This is a genomic window from Shinella sp. S4-D37 (genome assembly GCF_040812195.1).
In the GTDB taxonomy this organism is placed as follows: Bacteria; Pseudomonadota; Alphaproteobacteria; order Rhizobiales; family Rhizobiaceae; genus Shinella.
Genome location: NZ_JBFNXL010000001.1, coordinates 271165 through 291998, shown reverse-complemented (window position 1 = coordinate 291998; position 20834 = coordinate 271165). Strand labels below are relative to the sequence as shown.

Genomic DNA, 20834 nt, shown 5'->3' with positions numbered 1-20834 from the left:
AATATCCCCGCTCGCCATTTGCCTTGCGATGGGAATTGCACATCCGGGAAACCCCGCTCTTTGCGCTAGCGCAAACAAGAGCATAAAACTTGACTTTAAAAGACATGTTTTAGGTAGCGAGCGTGATCGCCTACCAGTGGCTTTTGCTTCGTAAGAGAAAACGACACCGCCGCTCGTGGCTCTTCTGCAACACCCGTTGGGATATTTTTTGACGCAGGAAACAATGGGCTCAAGGAGCAGAAAGCCCTATCCGCCCGAATAATATGAGTTTTTCAGGAAGGTTTCTTGCTTGCAATCGGCGGCGCATGGCGTTTGGTTCCGAACGACGGCAATTCATTGAACTTGCATGCAAATCGACGTTCGGCGAAAGAGTTTAGCGACATTAACCTGCAAGGCAAAAAATCGCTTTGAACCTGCGTCGACGATATTCCGCCATTGTCCTGATCGCGCGGGACGGAGGCGACCTGCGGTTGCCCATCTGCACCGCCCGGAGGATTGAGGGCCTTTTCCGATGAACTGGGATATTCAAAAACTCTTCCGGCGAGCGGCACCAAGACCGACACGCCCCTGGTGGAAACGCCGCAGTCGATCTCCGTCGTCACGCGCGACCAGATCGAGAAGCAAGGCGCGACACGCCTGGAAGACGCGCTCACCTATACGCCCGGTGTCAGCGTGGGCAGCTACGGGTTCAATCCCGAGCAGGACTACGTCTTCATGCGGGGCTTCCAGGTTCCCTTCTTCCTCGACGGGACGCGGCAGTACCGGGATTACATCGTCGGGGCGCAGCTCGGCGTGGAGCCCTACGGTCTCGAACGCATCGAAACGGTGCGCGGCCCGGCCTCGGTCCTCTACGGCCAGATCGCGCCGGGCGGCATCGTCAACCAGGTCGTCAAGCGGCCGACGGACGAACCGCTGCGCGAGGTCCAGCTCGCCCTCGGCGATCCGCGCCGCCTCCAGACCGCCTTCGACTTCAGCAGGCCGCTCGGCGGCGACGACGTCCTGCGCTACCGCCTGACCGGCCTTGCCCGCAGCGCCGACGGGCAGATGGACTTCCAGGGCGACGACCGCCTCTTCCTTGCCCCGGCGCTCACCTGGTCCCCGGATGCGGAAACATCGCTCACCGTCTTCGGCCAGTTCCAGCGCGATAAGGACGCGCTCCGCCCGGTCCCCCTGCCCGCCTTCGGCACGCTGTTCGACAGCGTCCACGGAGAAATCCCGCGGGACCGCTTCCTCGGCGAACCGGGCTTCGACAGCTTCGACCGGACGCAGTATTCGCTCGGCTATGAATTCGAGCATCATTTCAGCGACACCTGGAGCGTGCGCCAGAATCTGCGCTACACCCATGTCGACCAGACCGAGAACACCTCGCTGATGGCCTTCGACTACGGCGCGTTCGTCGTGGACGGGCGCACCGCCGACCGGACCGGCTGGAACGACGTCAATGCAATCGGCACGCTTGGCATCGACAACCAACTGATCGGCGAATTCGATACCGGCAGCCTCGCGCACAAGCTTATCCTCGGCCTCGATTACTCCCGATCGAGGAGCGACTGGAAATTCGCCTCGGCCACGCTGTCTTCGATCGATGTCTTCGACCCGGTCTATGGCACGCCAGTCGGATCGCTCGTTCCGACGATCTCGGAGCTTAAGACGGCGACGCAGGTCGGCCTCTACGCGCAGGACCAGGTCGCCTGGAACAACTGGCGCCTCACCTTCGATGGCCGCTACGACTGGGCCGAGGGCACCACCACCGACCGCCTCTGGGCAACGAGCACGACGCAGAAGGACCACGCCCTCACCGGTCGCGTCGGCCTCGGCTATCTCTTCGACAACGGCCTTGCACCCTATGTCAGCTACTCGACGTCCTTCGACCCGGAAATCGGGCTCGACGGCAACGGCGACCCCTTCAGGCCGACGACCGCCCGGCAATACGAGATCGGCATCAAGTACCAGCCCGTCGGCAGCCAGAGCTTCTTCGCGCTCTCCGTCTTCGACCTGACGCGTCAGAACATCCTGACGCGCGACCTCAACCCGCCGCCGACCAATCCCTGGGCACAAATCCAGACCGGCGAGGCGCGCGTGCGCGGCTTCGAGGCCGAGGCGAAGATCAGCATGACCGACCGCTTCGATCTCGTCGGCGCCTATACCTATCTCGATTCCGAGATAACCAAGAGCAACGATGCCGATCTTGGCATGCCGCTCTTCCTGACGCCGAAGCATCAGGCGTCGCTCTGGGCGAACTACACGATCGACGACGGCGCGGCGGCCGGCCTCGGTGGTGGCGTCGGCATACGCTATCGCGGCAAGGTCTGGGGCTCGAGCCGGGAGATCGAGCTGCCGTCCTACACGCTCTTCGACGCGAGCCTGACCTATGATTTCGGCAGGAAGAATCCCGACCTGGAGGGGCTCAACCTCACGGTCAGCGCCCGCAACATCTTCGACAGGAAGTACATCTCGACCTGCTCGTTCTGGGAGGGCTGCTTCTACGGGGAAGGCCGCAACGTCACGGCGACACTGAAATACCGGTGGTAGGGGCCACCGCCGGATGCAGGCGGGCCGTTCCTGCCGCCGTGGCTTCTGCCGGATGCTGGGCGCAGCGGCGCTTGCCGCCTGCGCGGGGCATGCGCATGCGCGTCCCGGCCGGATCCGCATCGCCGCGCTCGAGCATCGCATCGTCGAGACCCTGATCGCCATCGGCCTTGTGCCGGCGGCGATGCAGGATCCGGAGACCTATCGTCGCTGGGTGGTCGAGCCCTTCCTGCCGGAGGGCGTCGTCGATCTCGGCACCGAGGCGGAGCCGAATGTCGAGCTGCTCGCCGATCTGCACCCCGACCTGATCCTCACCCCCGGGGAACGGCCCGACCTCGACCGCCTCGCCATGATCGCGCCGCTCAGGGCGCTGACCATGACGTCGGCCCCGGCCGTCCGGGAATACGAGCATTTCAGGGATCTCCTCCTGAACCTTGCCGACTTCCTCGGCCGCCCCACCTTCGGCCATGCCGCCGTCGCCGCGGTGGAAGCGGATATTGCGGGAGCCCGGCGGCGCCTCGCGCACCGTGCCGGGCAGCCGGTTTTCCTCGTGACCTTCGTGGATAACCGGCACGTCTGGGTCTACGGACGGTCGAACCTCTTTCAGGACGTGCTGGACCGGGTAGGCCTCGTCAATGCCTGGGCTGGCGAAGGCACGTTCGACGTCGTCGGCATCGATCGGCTGGCGGACCGGTGGGACGCCATGCTCGTCTTCATTGAGAACAATGCGCCGGGCGTGCCGGCGGATCTCGCCGCAAGCCCGCTCTGGCAGGCGTTACCCTTCGTGCGGGCGGGCCGCGTAACGGGCATTGCGTCGGCGACCCCATTCGGGGCCTTTCCGACGGCCGGACGTTTCGCCCGGTTGCTCGGCACCGTCGCGGGAGACCTGTGACGCGGGCATCCCCACCCTCGCGCGCCGTGCTTCTCGGCGTGCTGCTGGCGCTTCCGGCGGTGATGCTGACCGCGGCCAATCTCGCCGGCAAACTGCCCGTCGCACTCTGGCCCGCCGCAGCCCTCACGCCGGATGCGGACGATATCCGCCAGATGCTGTTCCACTACGACAGCCTGCCCCGGATCGTCGTCGCGCTCGCCTCGGGCGCGGCGCTCGGCATGGCGGGCGCGGTGCTGCAGCACATCTTCGCCAACCCCCTCGCCGAGCCCGGAACACTCGGCCTTTCCGCCGGCAGCCAGCTCGCGCTCGTCGTGTTGCTGCTCGCCGCGCCGGAGGCCGGCGTTCTCGCACGGGATGCCGCCGCGCTTGCCGGCGCCGTCCTCGTCATGGCGCTGATGGCCTCCCTCTGGCTGAGGCGGGGCACCTCGCCGATGACCGTCGTGCTGGCAGGGCTGACCTTCGGCCTGACGGCCGCCGCCGCCGCCAATGTCCTCATCCTTTTCAACGGCCGCTATCTGACGAGCCTGTTCATCTGGAGCTCCGGCTCGCTGGTGCAGAACGGCTGGTCGGTCGCGGCCTGGCTGCCCGTCAAGCTCGTCCTGCCCGCCGCGGGCCTCCTGCTGCTGATGCGGCAGCTCGCGGTGCTCGCGCTGGGGGAGGATGCGGCGCGAGCCCTCGGCCTGCCCTCCGCGCTGGTGCGCGGCCTTGCTCTTGCCGCCGCCGCGATGCTTGCCGCCATCGTCACGGCGGCCGTCGGCGTTTTCGCCTTTCTCGGGCTGGCCGCGCCCGCCCTCGCCCGGCTCGCGGGCGCGCGCACGCTGCCGCAGCAGCTCGCCGGCGCCACGGCGGCCGGCGCCCTGCTGCTGCTCCTAGCCGATGCCGCCGTCATGGCCTGTTCAGGCACCATCGGGAGCGTGCCGACCGGCGCGGCGACGGCGCTCGTCGGCGCGGGCTTCCTCCTGCTTTTCGCAGGGCGGCCGCTCGCCGGCCGGCCGCCCGTGCTCCGGCAGGACATGCCGGCACGCATCCCTCTTACGGCGGCTCTGGTGACCGGAGCGATCGTCCTCTCCCTCTTCGTCCTTGCCGCCGCAACGCTGGGCTGGACGGCCGACAGCTTCGGTTTCACCAGCCCTTCCGATCCCGTCCTGGCCCTCCGCCTGCCGCGGATCGCCGCGGCGGCCGCCTGCGGCGTGCTGCTAGCCACGGGCGGCGTGGTGATCCAGCGGCTGACGGCCAATCCGCTCGCCGCGCCGGAGCTTGCCGGCGTCAGCGCGGGCGCCGCCTGCGGCGTGATCGCCGCCATGGTGCTGTCGCCGGCCGCCGGCCCCGGCATCCAGGCGCTCTACGGCGCAGTCGGCGCGTTCGGCGTCGCCGTACTGCTCCTCGTCCTCGTCCAGGGGAGCGGCTTCTCGCCCGAACGCATCGTCCTCGTCGGCCTAACGCTGGCGACGGCCATGTCGGCGCTCGTTTCCATCCTGCTCGCCAGCGGAGACCCCCGCTTCTCGCGGCTGCTCGTCTGGATGGCCGGTTCGACCTACGGCGTCGGCACGGAGCGGATGGCCTATGTCTCGGCGGCGGCGGGCCTTGCGCTCGCCGCGACGGTCCCGCTGCTGCGCTGGCTCGATATCGTGCCGCTCGGCGCGCCCGTCGGCCGGGCGCTCGGCATGAACATGGCCGCCGTCCGGCTGGCCATGCTTCTCATGGTGGCGGGCGCCACGGGCGCCGCGACCCTCGTCGTCGGTCCGATAACCTTCGTCGGCCTGCTGGCGCCGGCGATCGCCCGCGCCGCCGGGGCACGCCGCGCGGGCGGTGAGGTGCTCGTCGCGGCTCTCGCCGGCGCCGCCATCCTCGTCCTAGCGGACTGGATCGGCCGGCAGGTCGCCTTTCCCCGCCAGATCCCCGCCGGCCTGCTCGCCGCCGTCACCGGCAGCCCGGTGCTCGTCCTTCTCCTCTGGCGCAACCGGGACATGCGATGATCCCCACCCTCGCTGGCGCCTTCGCGCGGCCCTTCCACTGGTATGGCGACCATATGGAATTGGCGGGCGACGACGATGCCGGCTCGGTCCGGCCGCTCGACATGCAAGGAATCGGTGCGCTCGTCGCCCGTTTCGAGGCCCCCTTCGGGGCGGCCGACCGGCGCGCGGCGATCTCGCTCTGGTCGCAATACTACTTTGCTGCGCTCATCGTCCCCACCGTGGCGGTGGCCGTGCGGCTCGGCCGCACCCTGCCCATCGAGATCACGCGCATCCATATGCGGATCACGGAGGACGGAACGCCGACGGCCTTTCTTCTCGCCAGCGACGGGGAGCCGATCGACGAGGCAGACCCGGCTCCGCTGTCGGTTCTGCTTGAGAATCATCTCGTGCCCTTCATAGAAACGATGTCGTCGGCTTTCGGCGTGACCGAGCGGCTCCTGTGGAGCAATGCGGCCACCATTCTCGCATGGTCTCTCTCCGAGGCCGGCAAGGACGGCGCGAAATCGGGAAGGGGCTTGCAACACGGCTTTTCGATGTTGAACGCGGAGATATTGCCGAACGGAAGACGCAACCCGCTGTTCGGGCAGGTCCGCTACCTGCTGGAGAACGACATGCCTGTCCGGCGCCGCCGGGTCTGCTGCCTTCGCTATCTGCTGCCCGGTGAGGAGACATGCTGCAGCCTTTGTCCCCTGCCGGATATTCGCAAGACCTGAAACCGCAATGCCATCCCATTCACCGGAACGATCGTGATCATGCAAGCCCTGCCAGACGCATCTCCCGCACCGCTCTTCGAGCTCGATGCCGTGTCCTTCTCGATATCGCAGCGCACGCTCATCGAGCCACTGACCCTGACGATCCCCGAGGGGAAGATCATCGGCCTGATCGGCCATAACGGGTCGGGCAAGTCGACGCTCCTGAAGATTCTCGCCCGCCAGCAGACCGCGACCGGCGGAACCATTCGCTTCAAGGGGCGTGCACTGCCGGAATGGGGCGACCGCGCCTTCTCCCGGAGCCTCGCCTACCTGCCGCAGCAGACACCGCCTGCCTCCGGCCTGCTCGTGAGGGAACTCGTCGCAATGGGACGCTATCCTTGGCACGGCGCGCTCGGCCGCTTCGGCAAGGAAGACCGTGAGAAGGTGGAAGAAGCTATCGAGCTGACCGGCATCGCGCCCTTCACAGACCGTCTGGTCGATACCCTTTCCGGCGGCGAGCGCCAACGCGTGTGGATCGCCATGCTGGTGGCACAGGACGCCGAATGCCTGCTCCTCGACGAGCCGATCTCCGCGCTCGACATCGCCCATCAGATCGAGGTCATGTCGCTCGTGCGCATGCTCTCGCATGAGAAGCGTCTGGGGGTGGTCGTCGTCCTGCACGACGTCAACGTCACCACCCGCTTCTGCGACGACGTGATCGCGCTGCATTCGGGAAGGCTCATTGCCCGGGGAGCGCCCGAGTACATCATGACGGTCGGGGAATTGAAGCGCATCTACGGCGTCGACATGGCGGTCATGGTTCATCCGCAGACCGGGAAACCGGTAGCACTGCCCTGCTGAAGGTCTTAGAATCGAACAGAACCAAACGGCAGTATTGACACGTCGCACCGCGCTTGAGCCCGCGGACAGTGGTCAAGAAGTCGCGCAAATCCAACATCACGTTCGTATCACTTGTGCCGTGCACGAGATCGTGACGGATACGATCAATCATCCACAGCATGATGTCGAGTTTGGTGCTTGTGGACGTTTCTTCCGCGCCATGGCCATCGCATAGTCAGCTTGTAGGCTATATTCGGCTTTCGGTTTGTGCATCAAAAATATGGATCGTGTTGACATCAAAACCCACTGAGATGGTATCTCCTGGCCGCACGACGATCCGGTCCCGCACGGAGGCGACGATCTGGGTGGTGCCGACTTTCGCCGTGATCTGTATTTCGGCACCTGTCGGCTCGATGAAGGATACCGTTGCATCCACTCCGCCCTGATTGATGAGCAGATGTTCCGGGCGCACGCCGTATATCATCTCCCGGCCGCGCTCTGCGGGGCACTCTTCGGGGAGTGGCAACCGGGCTCCGCTTGCGGCAACAAACTCGATTGGCCCCGTCTGGCTGATTTTTCCCGGAATAAAATTCATGCCCGGCGAGCCGATGAAGCCGGCAACGAACAGGTTGGCCGGCCTGTCATAGAGATCGAGTGGGGAGCCGATCTGTTCGACATGGCCGTCGCGCATGACGACGATCCGGTCGGCCATGGTCATCGCTTCGATCTGGTCATGGGTGACATAGATGGTCGTCGTCTTCAGGCGCTGGTGCAATTGCTTGATTTCGGCGCGCATCTGCACGCGCAACTTGGCGTCCAGGTTGGAGAGCGGCTCGTCAAAGAGGAAGACCTGGGGCTGGCGGACGATGGCCCTGCCCATCGCCACGCGTTGACGCTGGCCGCCGGAGAGGTTTCGCGGATAGCGGTCGAGCAGGTGTTCGAGGCCGAGTATCTGCGCCGCCTCGAGAACGCGCCGCTTGATCTCGTCCTTCGGTGCCCTCGCAAGCCGCAGCGAGAAGCCCATATTCGCTTCCACCGTCATGTGGGGATAGAGCGCATAGGACTGGAAGACCATCGCAATGTCCCGTTCCTTCGGCGCGACGTCGTTGACGATCCTGCTGCCGATGGCGATGTCTCCGCCGGATATCTCCTCCAGTCCCGCGATCATCCGCAGAAGCGTGGACTTTCCGCAGCCTGACGGACCGACGAGGATGACGAACTCGCCGTCCAGGATGTCGATATCGACGCCGTGCAGGACTTCGAAATGACCATAGGCCTTGCGGGCCTTCGTTATCGTGACTGGTGCCATCATTGTCTCCAGTAGAAGGGGTGGGGCTGGCGCGGCCTATCGGCGCGCCGTGGCGATACGGTAGGGCGCAAGAGCCGCATCGATCGCGGCAAGGCAGAGATCGCGGGCGTTCGGCGCAACGTGGCCGGCGACGACCTTCGGGTAGAGCCGGCTGAGATATTGACTGATCAGGGTTTCGGGAATCCGCCCGGGGAGCTCGGCGAAAAGCCGGTCCACGGCGTTCGATACCTGCCTGTCCAGCCAATAATAGCGAATCCGGTCGCTGTAGCTGAAATGGCGCTGCAGCCTCTGTTCCGTGGCTGTGCCGCTATAGTGACCCGACCAATGGCCGGGGCTGGCCAGCATGACCTCTTCCAGAACGGCGGGCAGACCCCGCGATGCGGCTTGACCGGCGATCTCCCGGCGTATCGCATCGAGCCCGTAGAGGGCTTCCCTGAGGGCGAAGGTCAGCCCCGGCCCTACTTTCAAAATCCCGAACCCGCCATCGACCAGGGCGGAGAGCTCGCCGGCCGGCTGATAGTCGGTCGAATGGGCTTCGAAGAGGAGGCCGGGCATGGCGTCAAGCGCCGAGACCAGGCTCTGCGCCCGGTCCGGCTTGTAGAGCGCAACGTTGGCGTTGCCGAACTCGACGCCGGGCTGGACCACGATGCCGATGACGCGCGCGAGAGCAGGCTCGACGCCGGCTGCGACAAAGGCGGAGCGATGGACGGCAAGCGTCTCCAGCACGGCTTCGGGGCGGGTGATTTCCAGCTCCTCCAATACTTGCGTCGCGCCTCCGGGCGGAGGAACCTCCGTGCCGATAACATAGACGGGCGGCTTGCGGCCGACACGCCTCGTGGCGTCTTCCGCGGCACGCGCAAGGCGCGCAGCCCTTTCGGCCGTCAGCGCATCGGAAAGGCCTGCCGGTTCTCCTGCGCAGCCCATCGAGGTGTCGAGATGGAGTTTTTCGAAGCCCGCCTCGGCATAGGCGACGATCATCGCCTCGGCGCGGGCCATGGCCTCGTCGGCAGGGAGTTTCCGCCATGGATTCGGGCCGAGGTGGTCGCCGCCAAGAATGATGCGGTCCACCGGAAAGCCGGCTGTCACAGCAATACGCTCGACGAAATGCCGGAAATCGGCTGGCGTCATCCCGGTATATCCACCCTCCTGGTTGACCTGATTGCAGGTCGCCTCCAGCAGGACCGCCTGATCCTCGCGCGCTGCACGGCGTAGCACGGCTTCGACGACGAGCGGATGGGCGGAGCACACGGAGGTGATTCCCCGCGGCAGTGGCAAATCTTTCGATCCGAACAGTTTTGCCAGCGCAATGCGCCGGTTGCGTTCAACGGCGGCGATCATGCCAATGTCACCACTTTCGTCAGGTGACGCGGTGCGACCGTATCGATTCGCCGTGCTTGTGCGGCGCGTTCACCCAGGATCTGGAGCGCGGGCAGGAGGACGAGACCGGCAACGGCCGGATCGGTGTCCACGACGGGAAGCGCCACGTCGCCCGGACCGCCCAGGCCGACGACGAGCGCGCCCTTGTCCTGCAATTCCCCGACGAGCTTGATCTCGGCGTCCTTCTGGTCGGCGCTGTAGAGCATCACGACGGCTGTCTTCTGATCGACCAGGCTGATCGGGCCGTGGCGGTATTCGAGCGGATGAAAGGCCTGGGTCAGGACCTGGCTCATCTCCATCAGCTTGAGGGCACCTTCCAAGGCGATGCCGAACAGGGCGCCGCTGCCGAGGAAGACGACATGCGAGCGCTCGTGGATTTGGGCCGGGAGCGACGCATCGAGGGCCCTGGCGAGCGCTTCCGCCGCTGCCGGGGTCGAGGCGGGGATGTCGTATCCGGCCATCTGCATGCCGAGCAGCAGCATGAGGCTCGCCGAGGCCGTCATCACGATGCCCTCGTCCGGATGGGTCGCGGCTGCGATGGTCTTGTGGCAGCTCCTGGCAAGACTGCTTTCCAGCTCCACCGTCAGGCCGGTGACGAAGGCGCCGCTGGCACGGCTTTTCCGGGCGGCGGCGACAGTTTCGGTCGTCTCGCCGCTGCGCGAGATTGCGACCACATGCGTCCTCGTCCATTCGGGCCAGAAGAGCGACGGCCGGTTGAGCCATTCGTCGCCGGGCACTGCGATCGCCTGCCGTCCTGCACCGTTGGCAGAGGCCGCAAGGGAGAGCGCGAGATAGTAGGATGTGCCGCAGCCGACATAGACGAGGAGGTCGGTCTTCCTGGCGGCGGTGTTCGAGCCTATCGCCTTTTCCCAATACGGGAACTGCTCGAAAATCACCTTTTCAGTCGTGTTCATGATGTCTCCGGTTATTTTACCGAGCCGGCCAGCAGTCCGCTGACGAGGTATCGGTTGAGGAAGATGACGACGAGGGCGGGGATGACGATCGCGATGGATCCGCTCGCCGTGATCAGCCCGTAGTCGATGAAGTTCTTGGTGACGAATTCGGGAATGAGGACGGTCAGGGGCTTGGTCGCTTGCGGAGAGAAAATGAGAGGAACCAGATATTGGCCCCATGCCCCGAGGAACGTCAGGATGGCGGCTGCCGTCAGGCCGGGGCCGGCGAGCGGAAGCACGATATTGAAGAAGATATAAAGCCGCCCCGCGCCGTCGAGTTGCGCCGCTTCCTCGAGCGCAAGCGGCAAGGCGTCGAAGACGCTTCGAAGAAGCCAGAGGGAGAGGGGCAGATAGGCCGAGACATAGATGAGGGCGACGCCGACATAGGTGTCGACAAGCTGCATCTTGATCATGATCTGATAAAGCGGGATGAGGACCGCGTAGGCCGGGATCGCAAGCGTGGCGACCACTGCCGCGAAAAGCGCACCGCGGCCTGGAAACGGGATGCGGGTGAAGGCATAGGCTCCAAGCGAGGAGACCGCGATGCACAGAACGGTCGCCGCCACCGAGGTCACGAGGCTGTTGAAGAGCGCCGCGCGGAACTGCTTCCACACCTCGACGCCGCCGATCCGGTCGATGTTGATGCCGAGCAGCCTCGAATAGTGGTCGAGTGTGAAATTCTGCGGAAAGAAACGTATCGGCCGCACGGAGAAATCCGCCGTCGGCGTCAGGGAACTGGCGATCGTCCAGTAGATCGGTCCCAACGACCAGAGCAGCAGGAGGATGAGGCCGGCCCATATCAGCAGGCGGTAGGGAAGCGTAGGTTTCATCAGTCGAACCGTGTGTTGCGATAGACGCGGAGGACGTAGACCAGCGACACGAGGAGCGCGACGAAGGTGACGGTGATCGAGAGCGCCATCCCGTAGGAGAAGCGGAGGTTCTGGAACGTTTCGAGATAAATCTGCACGAGGACGGGGCGGGTCTCGAGGCTGGCCCCGGAAAGCACCCAGGCCTCGTCGAAAAGGTTGAAAGCGTTCACCGTGGCATTGGTCATGGCGACGGCGATTGCGCTGCGCACGAGCGGCAGCGTAACGAGGGTGAACATCTGGCCGCGCGTCGCACCGTCGATGCGCGCCGCCTCGTAGAGATGGCTCGGGATGCTCTGCATGGCCGCCAGAACGATGACGATCGTGAGCGGCATCATGCGCCAGACATGAACGACGGTGACGGCGATGATGGCGCTGGTCCGGTCGTTGAACCAGACGTGGTTCTCGAACGGCAGGCCCAAAGCCGAGAGGATGCCGTTCAGGAGGCCGGCGCCCGGCTGGTAGATCCACAGCCAGATCACGGAATTGACGACGCCCGGGAGCGCCCAGGGCAGAATCACCGCCGCCAGGATCCATCGCCGCCCCACCTTCACCTGGTTGATGAGGGCCGCGGCGAGGACGCCGAACACCGTCTCGGCGATGACTGCAAGGACGACATAGACGATAGTATTGGTCCATGCAGCGCCGAGCTGTGCGTCGGAAAGCATTCGCGCATAATTATCCAGTCCCACGAAGGGCGTGCCTGCTTGCATCGGGTTGACGCGGTGCAGGCTGTCCCAGAAGGTGCGCGCCATCGGGTAGAAGACGAGGCTCGCCATGGTGACGAGGATGGGTGCGACAAGCAGCACGCCGAGCGTGGCGTCGGCATTCATGCCGACGCCACGCTTTCCGGCCGATCGGCCGGTGACGATCGCTGTCATTGCGCCATGGCCTGCTTTGCGGCCTCGGCGATGCTTTCGACGGCCTGCTCGACAGTCATCTCACCCTTGGCGGTGCTATTGATCGCCGTGTTCACGCCGCTGGAGAATTGCGGATACCAGGGGGGAGTGCCCTGCGGGAAGAGGGCTTCGACGGTCTTCGACTGCGCGACGAGCGCATCGCCGCTGTGGAGCTTGCCTTCGGAATTGAGTTCGGCGAGCGCGGAGGTGCGGGTCGGCAGGAAGCCGTTCACCATGTTCTTTTTCTGGAATTCCCGGCTCGTGAACCATTTCACGAAGGCGATCGCCGCTTCCTGATTGGCGGAGACCTTCGGAATGGCGAGCGCTTCGGGAAGACCGAAGCTGCGAGTCTCGCCGCTCTCCGTGGGAACCAGGATCGCCTCGACCTCACCTGCCACCTTCGACTGCTTGGGATCATTCATCTGGCCCAGACGGCCGGGCTCACCCGAGATCATGATGCTGGTGAGGCCCTGGGAGAACATGCTTTCGTTGATCTGGCTGTCCTTGAGACCGGTGGAGGCCGGATCGACCAACCCTTCCTTCAGCAGCATCAGTTCGAAGGCCAGCGCCTTGTAGCCGGCAGAGTCCGGGTCGGTGAAAAGCGGGTTGAAGTCGTTGTCGAACAGCTCTCCGCCGAAGGCCTTGGTCAGGAGATACCAGCTGGTCGAAGCCCCTTCCGTCGCCGAGAGCGGCAGCCCGACGGGGTAGGTCGAGATGCCTTTCTCCTTGATCCTCTTTGCGGCGGCGACGAGGTCGTCGAGGGTTTTCGGCATTTCCGTAACGCCGGCATCGGCAAAATGCTTCTTGTTGACGAGCATCACCCGGAAGTCGTTCGTATAGGGTATTCCAAGCAGCTTGCCGTCGACCGTGAAAATCTTCGCGACGCCGATATCGGCAACGGTCTCCGCATCAATCACGTCGTTGAGCGGCAGATACCAGTCGGCAGCCGCGAACTGGCCCGTCCACGACCAGTCGAACTCGGTGACGTCGGCCGGCGCCGTGCCCGCGACGAGCGCTGTCACGAGCTTCGGGCGGATGTCGTCCCAGGAGAGCGTCTGCAAATCGACCTTGATGCCGGTTTCCGCCTCGAATTCTTCCGCGATATCGGCGCCCTGCGGCGACGGCATCAGCACCGTGATCGTGCTGCCGGCGAGCGGCTTCGCGTCGTCGGCAAAAGCCGGCAGCGCCATGATGAGTGCGCCGGAGGCCAGCAATGACATTATGATCTTACGCATGTTCCCATCCTTTTTTGTCGTTGGAATCTTCATCTGGTTGTCGGTTGTGCGCTCGCCGCTCCGGCGGACGCGGCGGCAGGCTCGAGCCAGCCGTCGTCGAGCGGCCAGCCGAGATTTCGGGCGGCGGCCAGAAGCGCGCCGCCGATGGGGGAAAGCCTGGGCACCTTTGCGGGCTTGCCGATGCGCTGCTCCAGGAATTCGAGCAGCAGCACGCTTGCGAAGGTTCCCCCCGCATAGGTCCAATCGGCATCCTTGCCGCAGTGCCCGGCGACCGCAGCGTGATGGCATGCAAGCGCATCCGCGGCGCGTTGCAGCAAGTCCCGGGCGGGAGCATCGCCCGCCCGGGCCGCGCGATCCACCAGCGCCGAGAGGGCGGCAATACCCGACCGGGGCTTGGCGAGCGAATTGACCCATCCGCCAAGGCTGTTCATCGGATCGGAAAGGTCGAGATTCAAATGCTCGAAGACGATATTCGCCAGTGATGTCTTCGGCGCACGTCCATCGAGGCTCTGGCTGACGAGACTGAGGGCGAGGCGGCCGATCCAGTAGCTGCTGCCCTCATCGCCGACGACATCCCCCCAGCCGCCCGAACGGGCGGGATGTCCGGCCGCATTCCTTGCCCAGGCCATCGAGCCCGTTCCGGACAGGATCAATATCCCGGCCCGGCCGCCGAAGGCACCGAGATGGGCGGCATCGACATCGTTGAGGATGGTCGCGCGCATGGCGGGAAACATGTCCGCGATCGCCGCTTCCTGGAGGCGGGAGAGGTAAGCGACCTCGCCATAGGCCGGCAAGGCCGCCGCAACCGATGCGAGCTTCGGCTCATGGCGGAACGGCATCAGGTGCCGGTCGAGCTCGGCCCGCCAGTTCGGGTTGTCCATGGGGTTGACGCCTTCGCCGAAGCTCGTACGCAGAATCTCGCCGTTCCTGTTTGCAAGGGCCACACGGATCGTGCTTCCGCCGCCATCGATGCCAAGGACCAGCGCGTCGCTCATTCCTGTGCACCAAGCTGCGCAAAGGCTGCGTCCACGCCGGCCTCTTCGAGTTGGCTGCGCCATTGCGCGGTCAGGCCCGTATCGGTGATGAGCCGTGTATCGGCGAGCGGCGAGACCTTGTAGGTCGCCGTCGTGCCGAACTTGGAAGAATCCGCAAGCACATAGCGGTTGGCCGAGCGGGTCAGCATGCGTCGATTGAGGCTCGCCTCCGCGCTGTCGACGCTGTAGATCGCGCCGTCCGGGCTGACCGCACTTGCACCGAGGAAGAGCTGATCGAACCAGAGCCCTTCAAGCATGACTTCCGCCTGGGGGCCGACGATGGACGCGTTCTCGCTGCGAAGTTGCCCCCCCAGAAGAGTGACTTCGAGGCTGGGGATATTCAGGAATTCCTGCGCAACGATCAGCCCGTTCGTGAAGATGCGCAGCGGCATCGGATTGATGCGGATGAGCCGTGCGAGCTGCAACACGGTTGTGCCCGCATCGAGGAAGATCGCCGTGCGCGGCGAGAGCAGCCCATAGGCTGCATTGGCAATCGCGCGCTTGGCGGAAAGCTGGCGCTTCTCGCGTTCCTGAAAGGCGAGCTCGACCGACGAGCCCTCGGCGATACGTGCCCCGCCATGGACGCGGTCGATGACGCCGTCCTGTTCGAGCACCTGGAGGTCGCGCCGGACGGTTGCAAGCGAGGCACCGACCGCGTCCGCCAGATTCTGGATCGTGGAAAAGCCGTTCGCGTAGAGATGGCTGCGGATCGCATCCAGCCGATCAGTCTTTATCCCGCCATTGGGGCTCATCGCAGCGCTTCCTTCGCAACATCCTGCGTCAAATTTCCATCATATAAAATCATTGTCAATCATGTTCGTGACGTTTTATGATGTTTTGGCATGTGCAGGTGAAACAAAAAGGCGCCCTTCCCGGAGGAGGACGCCTTGTCGTTCGAGCCTGAGGGCTTGGCGTCAGCGATATTCGGGCAGAAGGTCCCCGTGCTGTTCGATCAGGTCGTCGACTAGGGACCAGATCTGGTCGGGTGAAAGCTCCGCCGATGTGTGGGGATCGAGAAGTGCGGCCTGATAGATACGGTCGCGGCTTTTCGTCAGTGCAGCTTCCACCGTGAGTTCCTGAACGGACGTGCTGAGCGTCATCACGCAGGCCAGTTGTGTCGGGATCCGGCCCATCCGGATCGGTTGGATGCCGTTTCTGTCGACATGGCAGGGCACTTCAACGACGCATTCAGGCGGGAGATTCTCGATAAGCCCGTTGTTGGGCACGTTCCCATAGATCAAAGCCGGCGCACCGGTGGTCGCCGCATGGATGATGCCGGCCGCATATTCGTTGCTTCGGCACACCTCGACCGGCTTGTTGCCCTCGAGATTCTGGCGCAACGTGTGCCAGCCGGCGATCTGCTCTTCGCAGCGGCGGATATATTCGTCGAGCGGAATGTTCAGCGCGTCGATGAGCTCCGGTTGGCGCCCCTTGATGTACCAGGACGTATATTCGGAGAAGTGCTCGCTGGATTCCGTGACGAAATGGCCGAGCCTTTTCAGGGCATCGAAGCGGACGCGGTCGTCATCCGGTACGCGGCCCTCGGCGGCGAGCGCCTTCAGGCGGGGATAGAGGTCCTCCCGCCTGCCATCGGCATGGATTTTCTCGTACTTGAGGAAGAAGGCGACATGGTTGATGCCGGCGGACAGGTAGTTGATGCCGGCAATGTCCTCGCCAAGGCATGTTGCCAGATGCGCGGCCGTGTGCTGAACGCTGTGGCAGAGCCCCACCGTACGAATGCTCGGGGCCAGTTCCTTGATGGCCCAGCAGTTGATCGCCATCGGGTTGACATACTGCATGAGCAGCGCGCCGGGGCAAACCTCCTCCATGTCGCGGCAGATCGCCTCGAGGATCGGAATGGTCCGCAGCCCGCGAAAAATTCCGCCGATGCCGAGCGTGTCGGCAATGGTCTGGCGCAAGCCGTATTTCTTCGGCACCTCGAAATCCGTGACGGTCGCCGGTTTGTAGCCGCCGACCTGCATCATCAGAATGACGAAATCCGCCCCGCGAAGGGCAGTGCGCCGGTCGAGCGTCGCCTCGATCCGTACAGCCGCGAGGTTCAGCGCATCGCAGATCCGCCGGGTGACGATTTCCGATGTTCTGAGGCGTTCGGCGTCGATGTCGAACAGGCTGATGACATAGTCATGGCCGGATGGCGTGGACAGCACATCTCCAAGAATGTTCTGCGCAAACACGGTGCTCCCCGCACCAACGAGGCAAATCTTCGGCATATCGATCTCCGGCTGTTCTGCTCGCTCAGGATATCGCCCATTTAATCCAGAATTTCTTCCTGCTATTTGTATATTCAATCCCGAATCGAAGCGTTGGACCGGATGAACAGGGAATTCGACGAGACCGGGGAATGGACGGATTCCCCGCGCACCTTTCTGATCGAGCGCCACCTCGCCGACACGATGAGGACTGCGCACTGGCATGACCACATCGAGGTCAACCTCCTCCTCGACGGCGACATGACCTATCTCTTCAACGGACGGCAGGAGCATGTGAAGGCCGGGCGCTTCGGCCTGTTCTGGGCCGCTATCCCGCATCAGACGATCTTCGTGACGCCGGATGCGCCTCTGATCTGCGTCTATCTTCCTCTGGCCGACTTTCTGGCCTTGCCGATCGGCAAGGCCTCCCGTCAGGCGATCATGCAGGGCGCATTTGTGATGCAGGGCGCACAGGACCCTGCAAGTGCATGCATTGCCTCCCGGTGGGTCGACGAATGGGAATCGGGCGGCGAATTGCGCCGTCGGTTGGTGTTCGATGAGGTCAAGCTGGCCGTGCGCCGTATCGTTCTCGATCAGGAGGAAAAGGACGAGGTGGCGAGCGAGGCGGGGATACCCGTCACTCCGGCTGTCAGGCACACGCAGCTATTGACGGACTTGATCAATGCGCGCTTTGCCGAGAGGCTGACGCTGGCATCGCTCTCCAAGCTCGCCGGTATCCATCCGACGACGATAAACCGTGCATTTCGGGACGTGCTCGGAATTTCCGTGATGGAATACCTGACCCGGTACCGTCTCGCACGTGCGATGCAGCGGCTTACGGAAACCGACGATGCGATCGTGGGAATCGCCCATGACTGCGGCTTTGGCTCCAATACCCGGTTCTATGACGTATTCATGCGCCGCGTCGGCACGACGCCCCGGAAGTTTCGGCTCGCGGCCCGCTCCGTCGAAGGCTTTTGATGAGGCAAGGCAATGAAGCGCCTCGTACTCTCAGCGCTCCTCGGCAGCACGATAGATTCCGACATGAAATTCTCTGCGCTGACTTGTCGATGAATTTCGGTACGGAAATGGGAACTGTGGCCGCTTTGTCGCGCACTCAGAATGTGAGCTACAAGCGCTATGATTAAACGTCGGCACCTTCATTCCGCGCGCGGCGCGCTGTTCGCTCCACCCGCCGATGGAGATCGCTACGTCCGGGTCAGCAGGACCGTTCGTGCGACATCAAAGCACCCGCAACGCTGCTCCCCGCATACGCGGCTTGCCATGACCGCCGACCAGGTCGGCGATCGCGTGGCAGTCCAGAAGATCAAGCATGGAATCGGACACGTCGCGCAGGATCGTTCCCAACGCCGAAGAATACTCGCCCATGTCCGGCGAGGGATGCGCGAAGGCGCGTGGCTGCATCAGGCGCACGACATCGCCAAGCAGAATGCGTTCCGGCGGTACGAGAAGCATCAGGCCCCCGGCGCGTCCACGGCGTGTTCCGATCCAGCCGGCCCGCGACAGGAGCATCACGACCTGCGCCGCTCGGTCCTTCGACGTCTCCGCCTCGCTTGCCGCAAGCTGCGTATCGATCTGCCGCCGGCGCCGCGCACAGGAGGTCAGAATACTGATTGCGATTTCCGTTTGCCGTGTCAGACGCAATTCGCTCCTCCTGCGATCAGACATCAAGGCTAAACGCAGTTCTGCGTCTGGCCAAGCCGATCGATCCGGGTGTTGGACGTCTTCTTCACCGCTTTCGGCGTCGTGCCGAACTGCTTGCGGAAGGCGGCGGCGAAATGGCCGAGATTGGTATAGCCAACCTGGTTCGCCACCGTCGTCACCGACTGTTCGCCCGCGATCAGGGCATTGCGCGCAGCGGTCATGCGCCGCTCCTTGAGATAGCCGAAGGGGGTCGTATCGAAGAGAACCTTGAAACCTTTCTTCAGCTTGAAATCGTTGATGCCGACCTCGTGGGCGAGCGCCAGCAGCGAAGGCGGATCGGAGAGGTTTTCGCTGAGGATGTCGCGCGCCCGCTTCAGCCGCTCGATATCGCCGGGCGAAAGCACACAATCGCAGTGGGCGATGCACAGCCGCTCGAGGCCGAGCGCGATCAGCTCGTAGGTCTTGCTGGTGAGAAAGACCGAGCGGAGCGGTTCGCTGACCTGGGCGATCGCCATCTGGTACAGTACGGCCTGTATGGAAGCCGACGGCAGGATTTCGCGGCTGAGCCCGCGTTCGCCGTCGCCGATGAGAAAGGCGCGAAGCACTTCGGGGCAGGCCGCGCTGAAGACGCGGCTCATATAGGCATGCGGCAGGCCGACAATGACGACGGAGAATGCCTCACCCGGCCGCGCCATCGCCAGGTCGGCGAAGAAACCGTTTGAGACGAGCGCCGCCTCGCCGCTTCCGAAAGTGACACCCGCTTGTCCCGCCCATCCGGGCAGGGTCAGGACGCCGGTGGCGACAAAAACCATCGCCGCCCCACGCCGCGGCAGGACGAGCGGCAGATCGCACTCCTCGCCGACCGTGCCGCTGGCCATGGTAAGAGTGATGCCATGGTCGAGATGTACGGTCTCGGTGCGGATGCCGAAGGCGTGTTCGCAATCGGCGCTGTCGAAAACCTTGATGTCTTCGCACTGTCTGGTCTGCATCATGGGACACCTCACGCAGTCTGGAACTAGGGACAGTGTCTTCCCGCAGGCAGGGGCATCGGCATTGCTGGCTCGTACATCCGCTAGCAGGAGGCGCCGTAGGCCGGCGTGCCCACCGCCGCGCCGCCTGCGACAGCTCGGTCTTCGCGATAGAGTTTGATGGCGAGCAGCCCCGCGAGCACGGCAAGGCCCGCGGCAATCAGCACCAGCATTTGATAGCCCACCGCGCCTGCGACCTGGAGCGCGACGGCACCGGACAGGAAACCCATGAAGCTGTAGAGGCTGTATTGCGCCGTGAAATCGGTTCCCTCGCTGCCCGCAGCCGCCCGGTCCATCATGATGGTCAGCATCACGGTGGCGATCGGATTGTAGATGAGGAAGACGAGCACCAGGCCGGGCACGATCAGCAGCGGCTCGCGCGCGCCGCCGGCAAGCGGCAGGACCGAAAGGATGATCGCCGCCTGCGCGAAGGCCGCGGCCACCAGCATGCGCTTGCGTCCGAACCGGCGGATGAGCAGACCCGCGCCGAAGACGGCGAGAAGGCCGACCAGCGAGCCGACGATGTTGAGCGTGAAGCCGACGGCCTCCAGCGACCAGCCGATATCGACCAGCATGGGGCTCAGCATGGCGAAGATCATGCCGATGCCGAGCGGCACGATGACCATCAGCGCCGCCCAGCCCGCCATGCCCGGCCGCGCCCAGACGCGCCAGATGCGGCCGTAACCGGCGACCGCGCGGGAGGCCGGAACCTGTGGTTCCCGGAAAAAGAGGATCTGCACGAAGCAGGCGGCGAGCACGCCGGCCATCAGGAGGAAGCAGCCGGTCCAGCCGATCGTCGGGTAGAGCGCGAGCGTCAGCCCGCCGCCGAGCACGATGCCGACGAGGCCGCCGGCCACCTGCACGCTGTTGCCGAGGCCGCGCAGCTCCGCCGGCAGGAGACGGCAGGTGACGGCGTCCGTCGCGATATCCTGCGTCGCCGAGAAGACGGTAAGCACGAGCCCGAGCACGACCAGCAGCGGGAAATTGGCAAGGCCGTCGATCTGGCCGATGAGAACGAGCATGGCGATCATCGCCGCCTGCATCGCAAGCAGCCAGCCGCGATAATGGCCAAGCCGGCCGAAGGAGATACGGTCGACGAGCGGCGCCCAGACAATCTTGAACACCCAAACGAAGCCGAGCAGGTAGAGCGCGCCGATCTCTTCCAGCGTGCGGCCCTGTTCGCGCAAGATCGCCGGCAGGCCCATGAAGAAGAAGGAGACCGGCAGGAACTGCGTGACGTAGAGGCTGGCGATCAGGATCCAGTTCGCGGGTTTCATATCGGTCCTCGTCTTTCGTTTTCACCGGCCCGGGCGTTGGCCCGGGCTGTCA

At 64.4% G+C, this 20834-nt stretch carries 19 protein-coding genes; 7 read left to right on the top strand and 12 right to left on the bottom strand.

Going from position 1 to position 20834, the window contains the following annotated elements:
• Nucleotides 1-285 precede the first annotated feature (285 nt).
• The 6 genes from AB3G45_RS01355 (at nt 286) to AB3G45_RS01330 (ending at nt 6950) form a co-directional block, all read left to right on the top strand.
• Nucleotides 286-411: a hypothetical protein gene (locus tag AB3G45_RS01355; protein WP_367828856.1), complete on the top strand. Its 126-nt coding sequence runs from the start codon at nt 286-288 to the stop codon at nt 409-411.
• Nucleotides 412-495: 84 nt separating this feature from the next.
• A complete protein-coding gene (locus tag AB3G45_RS01350) occupies nt 496-2532 on the top strand; it encodes a TonB-dependent siderophore receptor (protein ID WP_367828855.1) in 2037 nt (678 codons plus the stop codon).
• Nucleotides 2533-2584: 52 nt separating this feature from the next.
• A complete protein-coding gene (locus AB3G45_RS01345) occupies nt 2585-3421 on the top strand; it encodes an ABC transporter substrate-binding protein (protein ID WP_367828854.1) in 837 nt (278 codons plus the stop codon).
• Nucleotides 3418-5397 carry a Fe(3+)-hydroxamate ABC transporter permease FhuB gene (gene fhuB, locus AB3G45_RS01340; RefSeq protein WP_367828853.1) on the top strand — a complete coding sequence of 660 codons (1980 nt, stop codon included), beginning with the start codon at nt 3418-3420 and terminating at the stop codon, nt 5395-5397. The genes AB3G45_RS01345 and fhuB overlap by 4 nt, the downstream gene beginning before the upstream one ends.
• Before the next feature lie 53 nt (nt 5398-5450).
• On the top strand, nt 5451-6110 hold the full coding sequence (gene fhuF, locus AB3G45_RS01335; protein WP_367828852.1) for a siderophore-iron reductase FhuF: 660 nt from the start codon (nt 5451-5453) through the stop codon (nt 6108-6110).
• Between the two features lie 39 nt (nt 6111-6149).
• The gene (locus tag AB3G45_RS01330) at nt 6150-6950 is read left to right on the top strand and encodes an ATP-binding cassette domain-containing protein (protein ID WP_367828964.1); all 801 of its coding nucleotides are present in this window, start codon (nt 6150-6152) and stop codon (nt 6948-6950) included.
• A gap of 226 nt (nt 6951-7176) precedes the next feature.
• Here the strand turns inward: AB3G45_RS01330 and AB3G45_RS01325 are convergent, their stop codons facing one another.
• The 9 genes from AB3G45_RS01325 to AB3G45_RS01285 form a co-directional block, all read right to left on the bottom strand.
• On the bottom strand, nt 7177-8238 hold the full coding sequence (locus AB3G45_RS01325; protein WP_367828851.1) for an ABC transporter ATP-binding protein: 1062 nt from the start codon (nt 8236-8238) through the stop codon (nt 7177-7179).
• 36 nt (nt 8239-8274) lie between these two features.
• A complete protein-coding gene (locus AB3G45_RS01320) occupies nt 8275-9573 on the bottom strand; it encodes a D-tagatose-bisphosphate aldolase, class II, non-catalytic subunit (RefSeq protein WP_367828963.1) in 1299 nt (432 codons plus the stop codon).
• Entirely contained in the window at nt 9573-10529 is a 957-nt protein-coding gene (locus AB3G45_RS01315) for an SIS domain-containing protein (RefSeq protein ID WP_367828850.1), read from the bottom strand. Before AB3G45_RS01315 ends, AB3G45_RS01320 begins: the two co-directional genes overlap by 1 nt.
• Nucleotides 10530-10540: 11 nt before the next feature.
• The gene (locus AB3G45_RS01310; protein ID WP_367828849.1) at nt 10541-11398 is read right to left on the bottom strand and encodes a carbohydrate ABC transporter permease; all 858 of its coding nucleotides are present in this window, start codon (nt 11396-11398) and stop codon (nt 10541-10543) included.
• Nucleotides 11398-12315 (bottom strand): carbohydrate ABC transporter permease, encoded by a 918-nt coding sequence (locus tag AB3G45_RS01305; protein WP_367828848.1) that lies wholly within the window; start codon nt 12313-12315, stop codon nt 11398-11400. Before AB3G45_RS01305 ends, AB3G45_RS01310 begins: the two co-directional genes overlap by 1 nt.
• Nucleotides 12312-13568 carry a sugar ABC transporter substrate-binding protein gene (locus AB3G45_RS01300; protein WP_367828847.1) on the bottom strand — a complete coding sequence of 419 codons (1257 nt, stop codon included), beginning with the start codon at nt 13566-13568 and terminating at the stop codon, nt 12312-12314. Before AB3G45_RS01300 ends, AB3G45_RS01305 begins: the two co-directional genes overlap by 4 nt.
• Before the next feature lie 29 nt (nt 13569-13597).
• Nucleotides 13598-14563: an N-acetylglucosamine kinase gene (locus AB3G45_RS01295; RefSeq protein ID WP_367828846.1), complete on the bottom strand. Its 966-nt coding sequence runs from the start codon at nt 14561-14563 to the stop codon at nt 13598-13600.
• Nucleotides 14560-15354: a DeoR/GlpR family DNA-binding transcription regulator gene (locus AB3G45_RS01290; protein WP_367828845.1), complete on the bottom strand. Its 795-nt coding sequence runs from the start codon at nt 15352-15354 to the stop codon at nt 14560-14562. The genes AB3G45_RS01295 and AB3G45_RS01290 overlap by 4 nt, the downstream gene beginning before the upstream one ends.
• 162 nt (nt 15355-15516) lie before the next feature.
• Nucleotides 15517-16833 (bottom strand): alpha-glucosidase/alpha-galactosidase, encoded by a 1317-nt coding sequence (locus AB3G45_RS01285; RefSeq protein WP_367828962.1) that lies wholly within the window; start codon nt 16831-16833, stop codon nt 15517-15519.
• A gap of 102 nt (nt 16834-16935) precedes the next feature.
• Here AB3G45_RS01285 and AB3G45_RS01280 point away from each other — a divergent pair, with 102 nt between their 5' ends.
• Nucleotides 16936-17793 (top strand): helix-turn-helix domain-containing protein, encoded by an 858-nt coding sequence (locus tag AB3G45_RS01280; RefSeq protein WP_367828844.1) that lies wholly within the window; start codon nt 16936-16938, stop codon nt 17791-17793.
• A gap of 261 nt (nt 17794-18054) precedes the next feature.
• On the opposite strand, the gene AB3G45_RS01275 is transcribed toward AB3G45_RS01280, so the two are convergent.
• From AB3G45_RS01275 to AB3G45_RS01265, 3 genes are all read right to left on the bottom strand, one after another.
• Nucleotides 18055-18477 carry an Rrf2 family transcriptional regulator gene (locus AB3G45_RS01275; protein ID WP_367828843.1) on the bottom strand — a complete coding sequence of 141 codons (423 nt, stop codon included), beginning with the start codon at nt 18475-18477 and terminating at the stop codon, nt 18055-18057.
• Between the two features lie 29 nt (nt 18478-18506).
• Nucleotides 18507-19469, bottom strand: coding sequence for a helix-turn-helix transcriptional regulator (locus AB3G45_RS01270; protein WP_367828842.1), 963 nt, complete (start codon nt 19467-19469; stop codon nt 18507-18509).
• A gap of 80 nt (nt 19470-19549) precedes the next feature.
• Nucleotides 19550-20782, bottom strand: coding sequence for an MFS transporter (locus AB3G45_RS01265; protein ID WP_367828841.1), 1233 nt, complete (start codon nt 20780-20782; stop codon nt 19550-19552).
• Nucleotides 20783-20834: the final 52 nt, after the last annotated feature.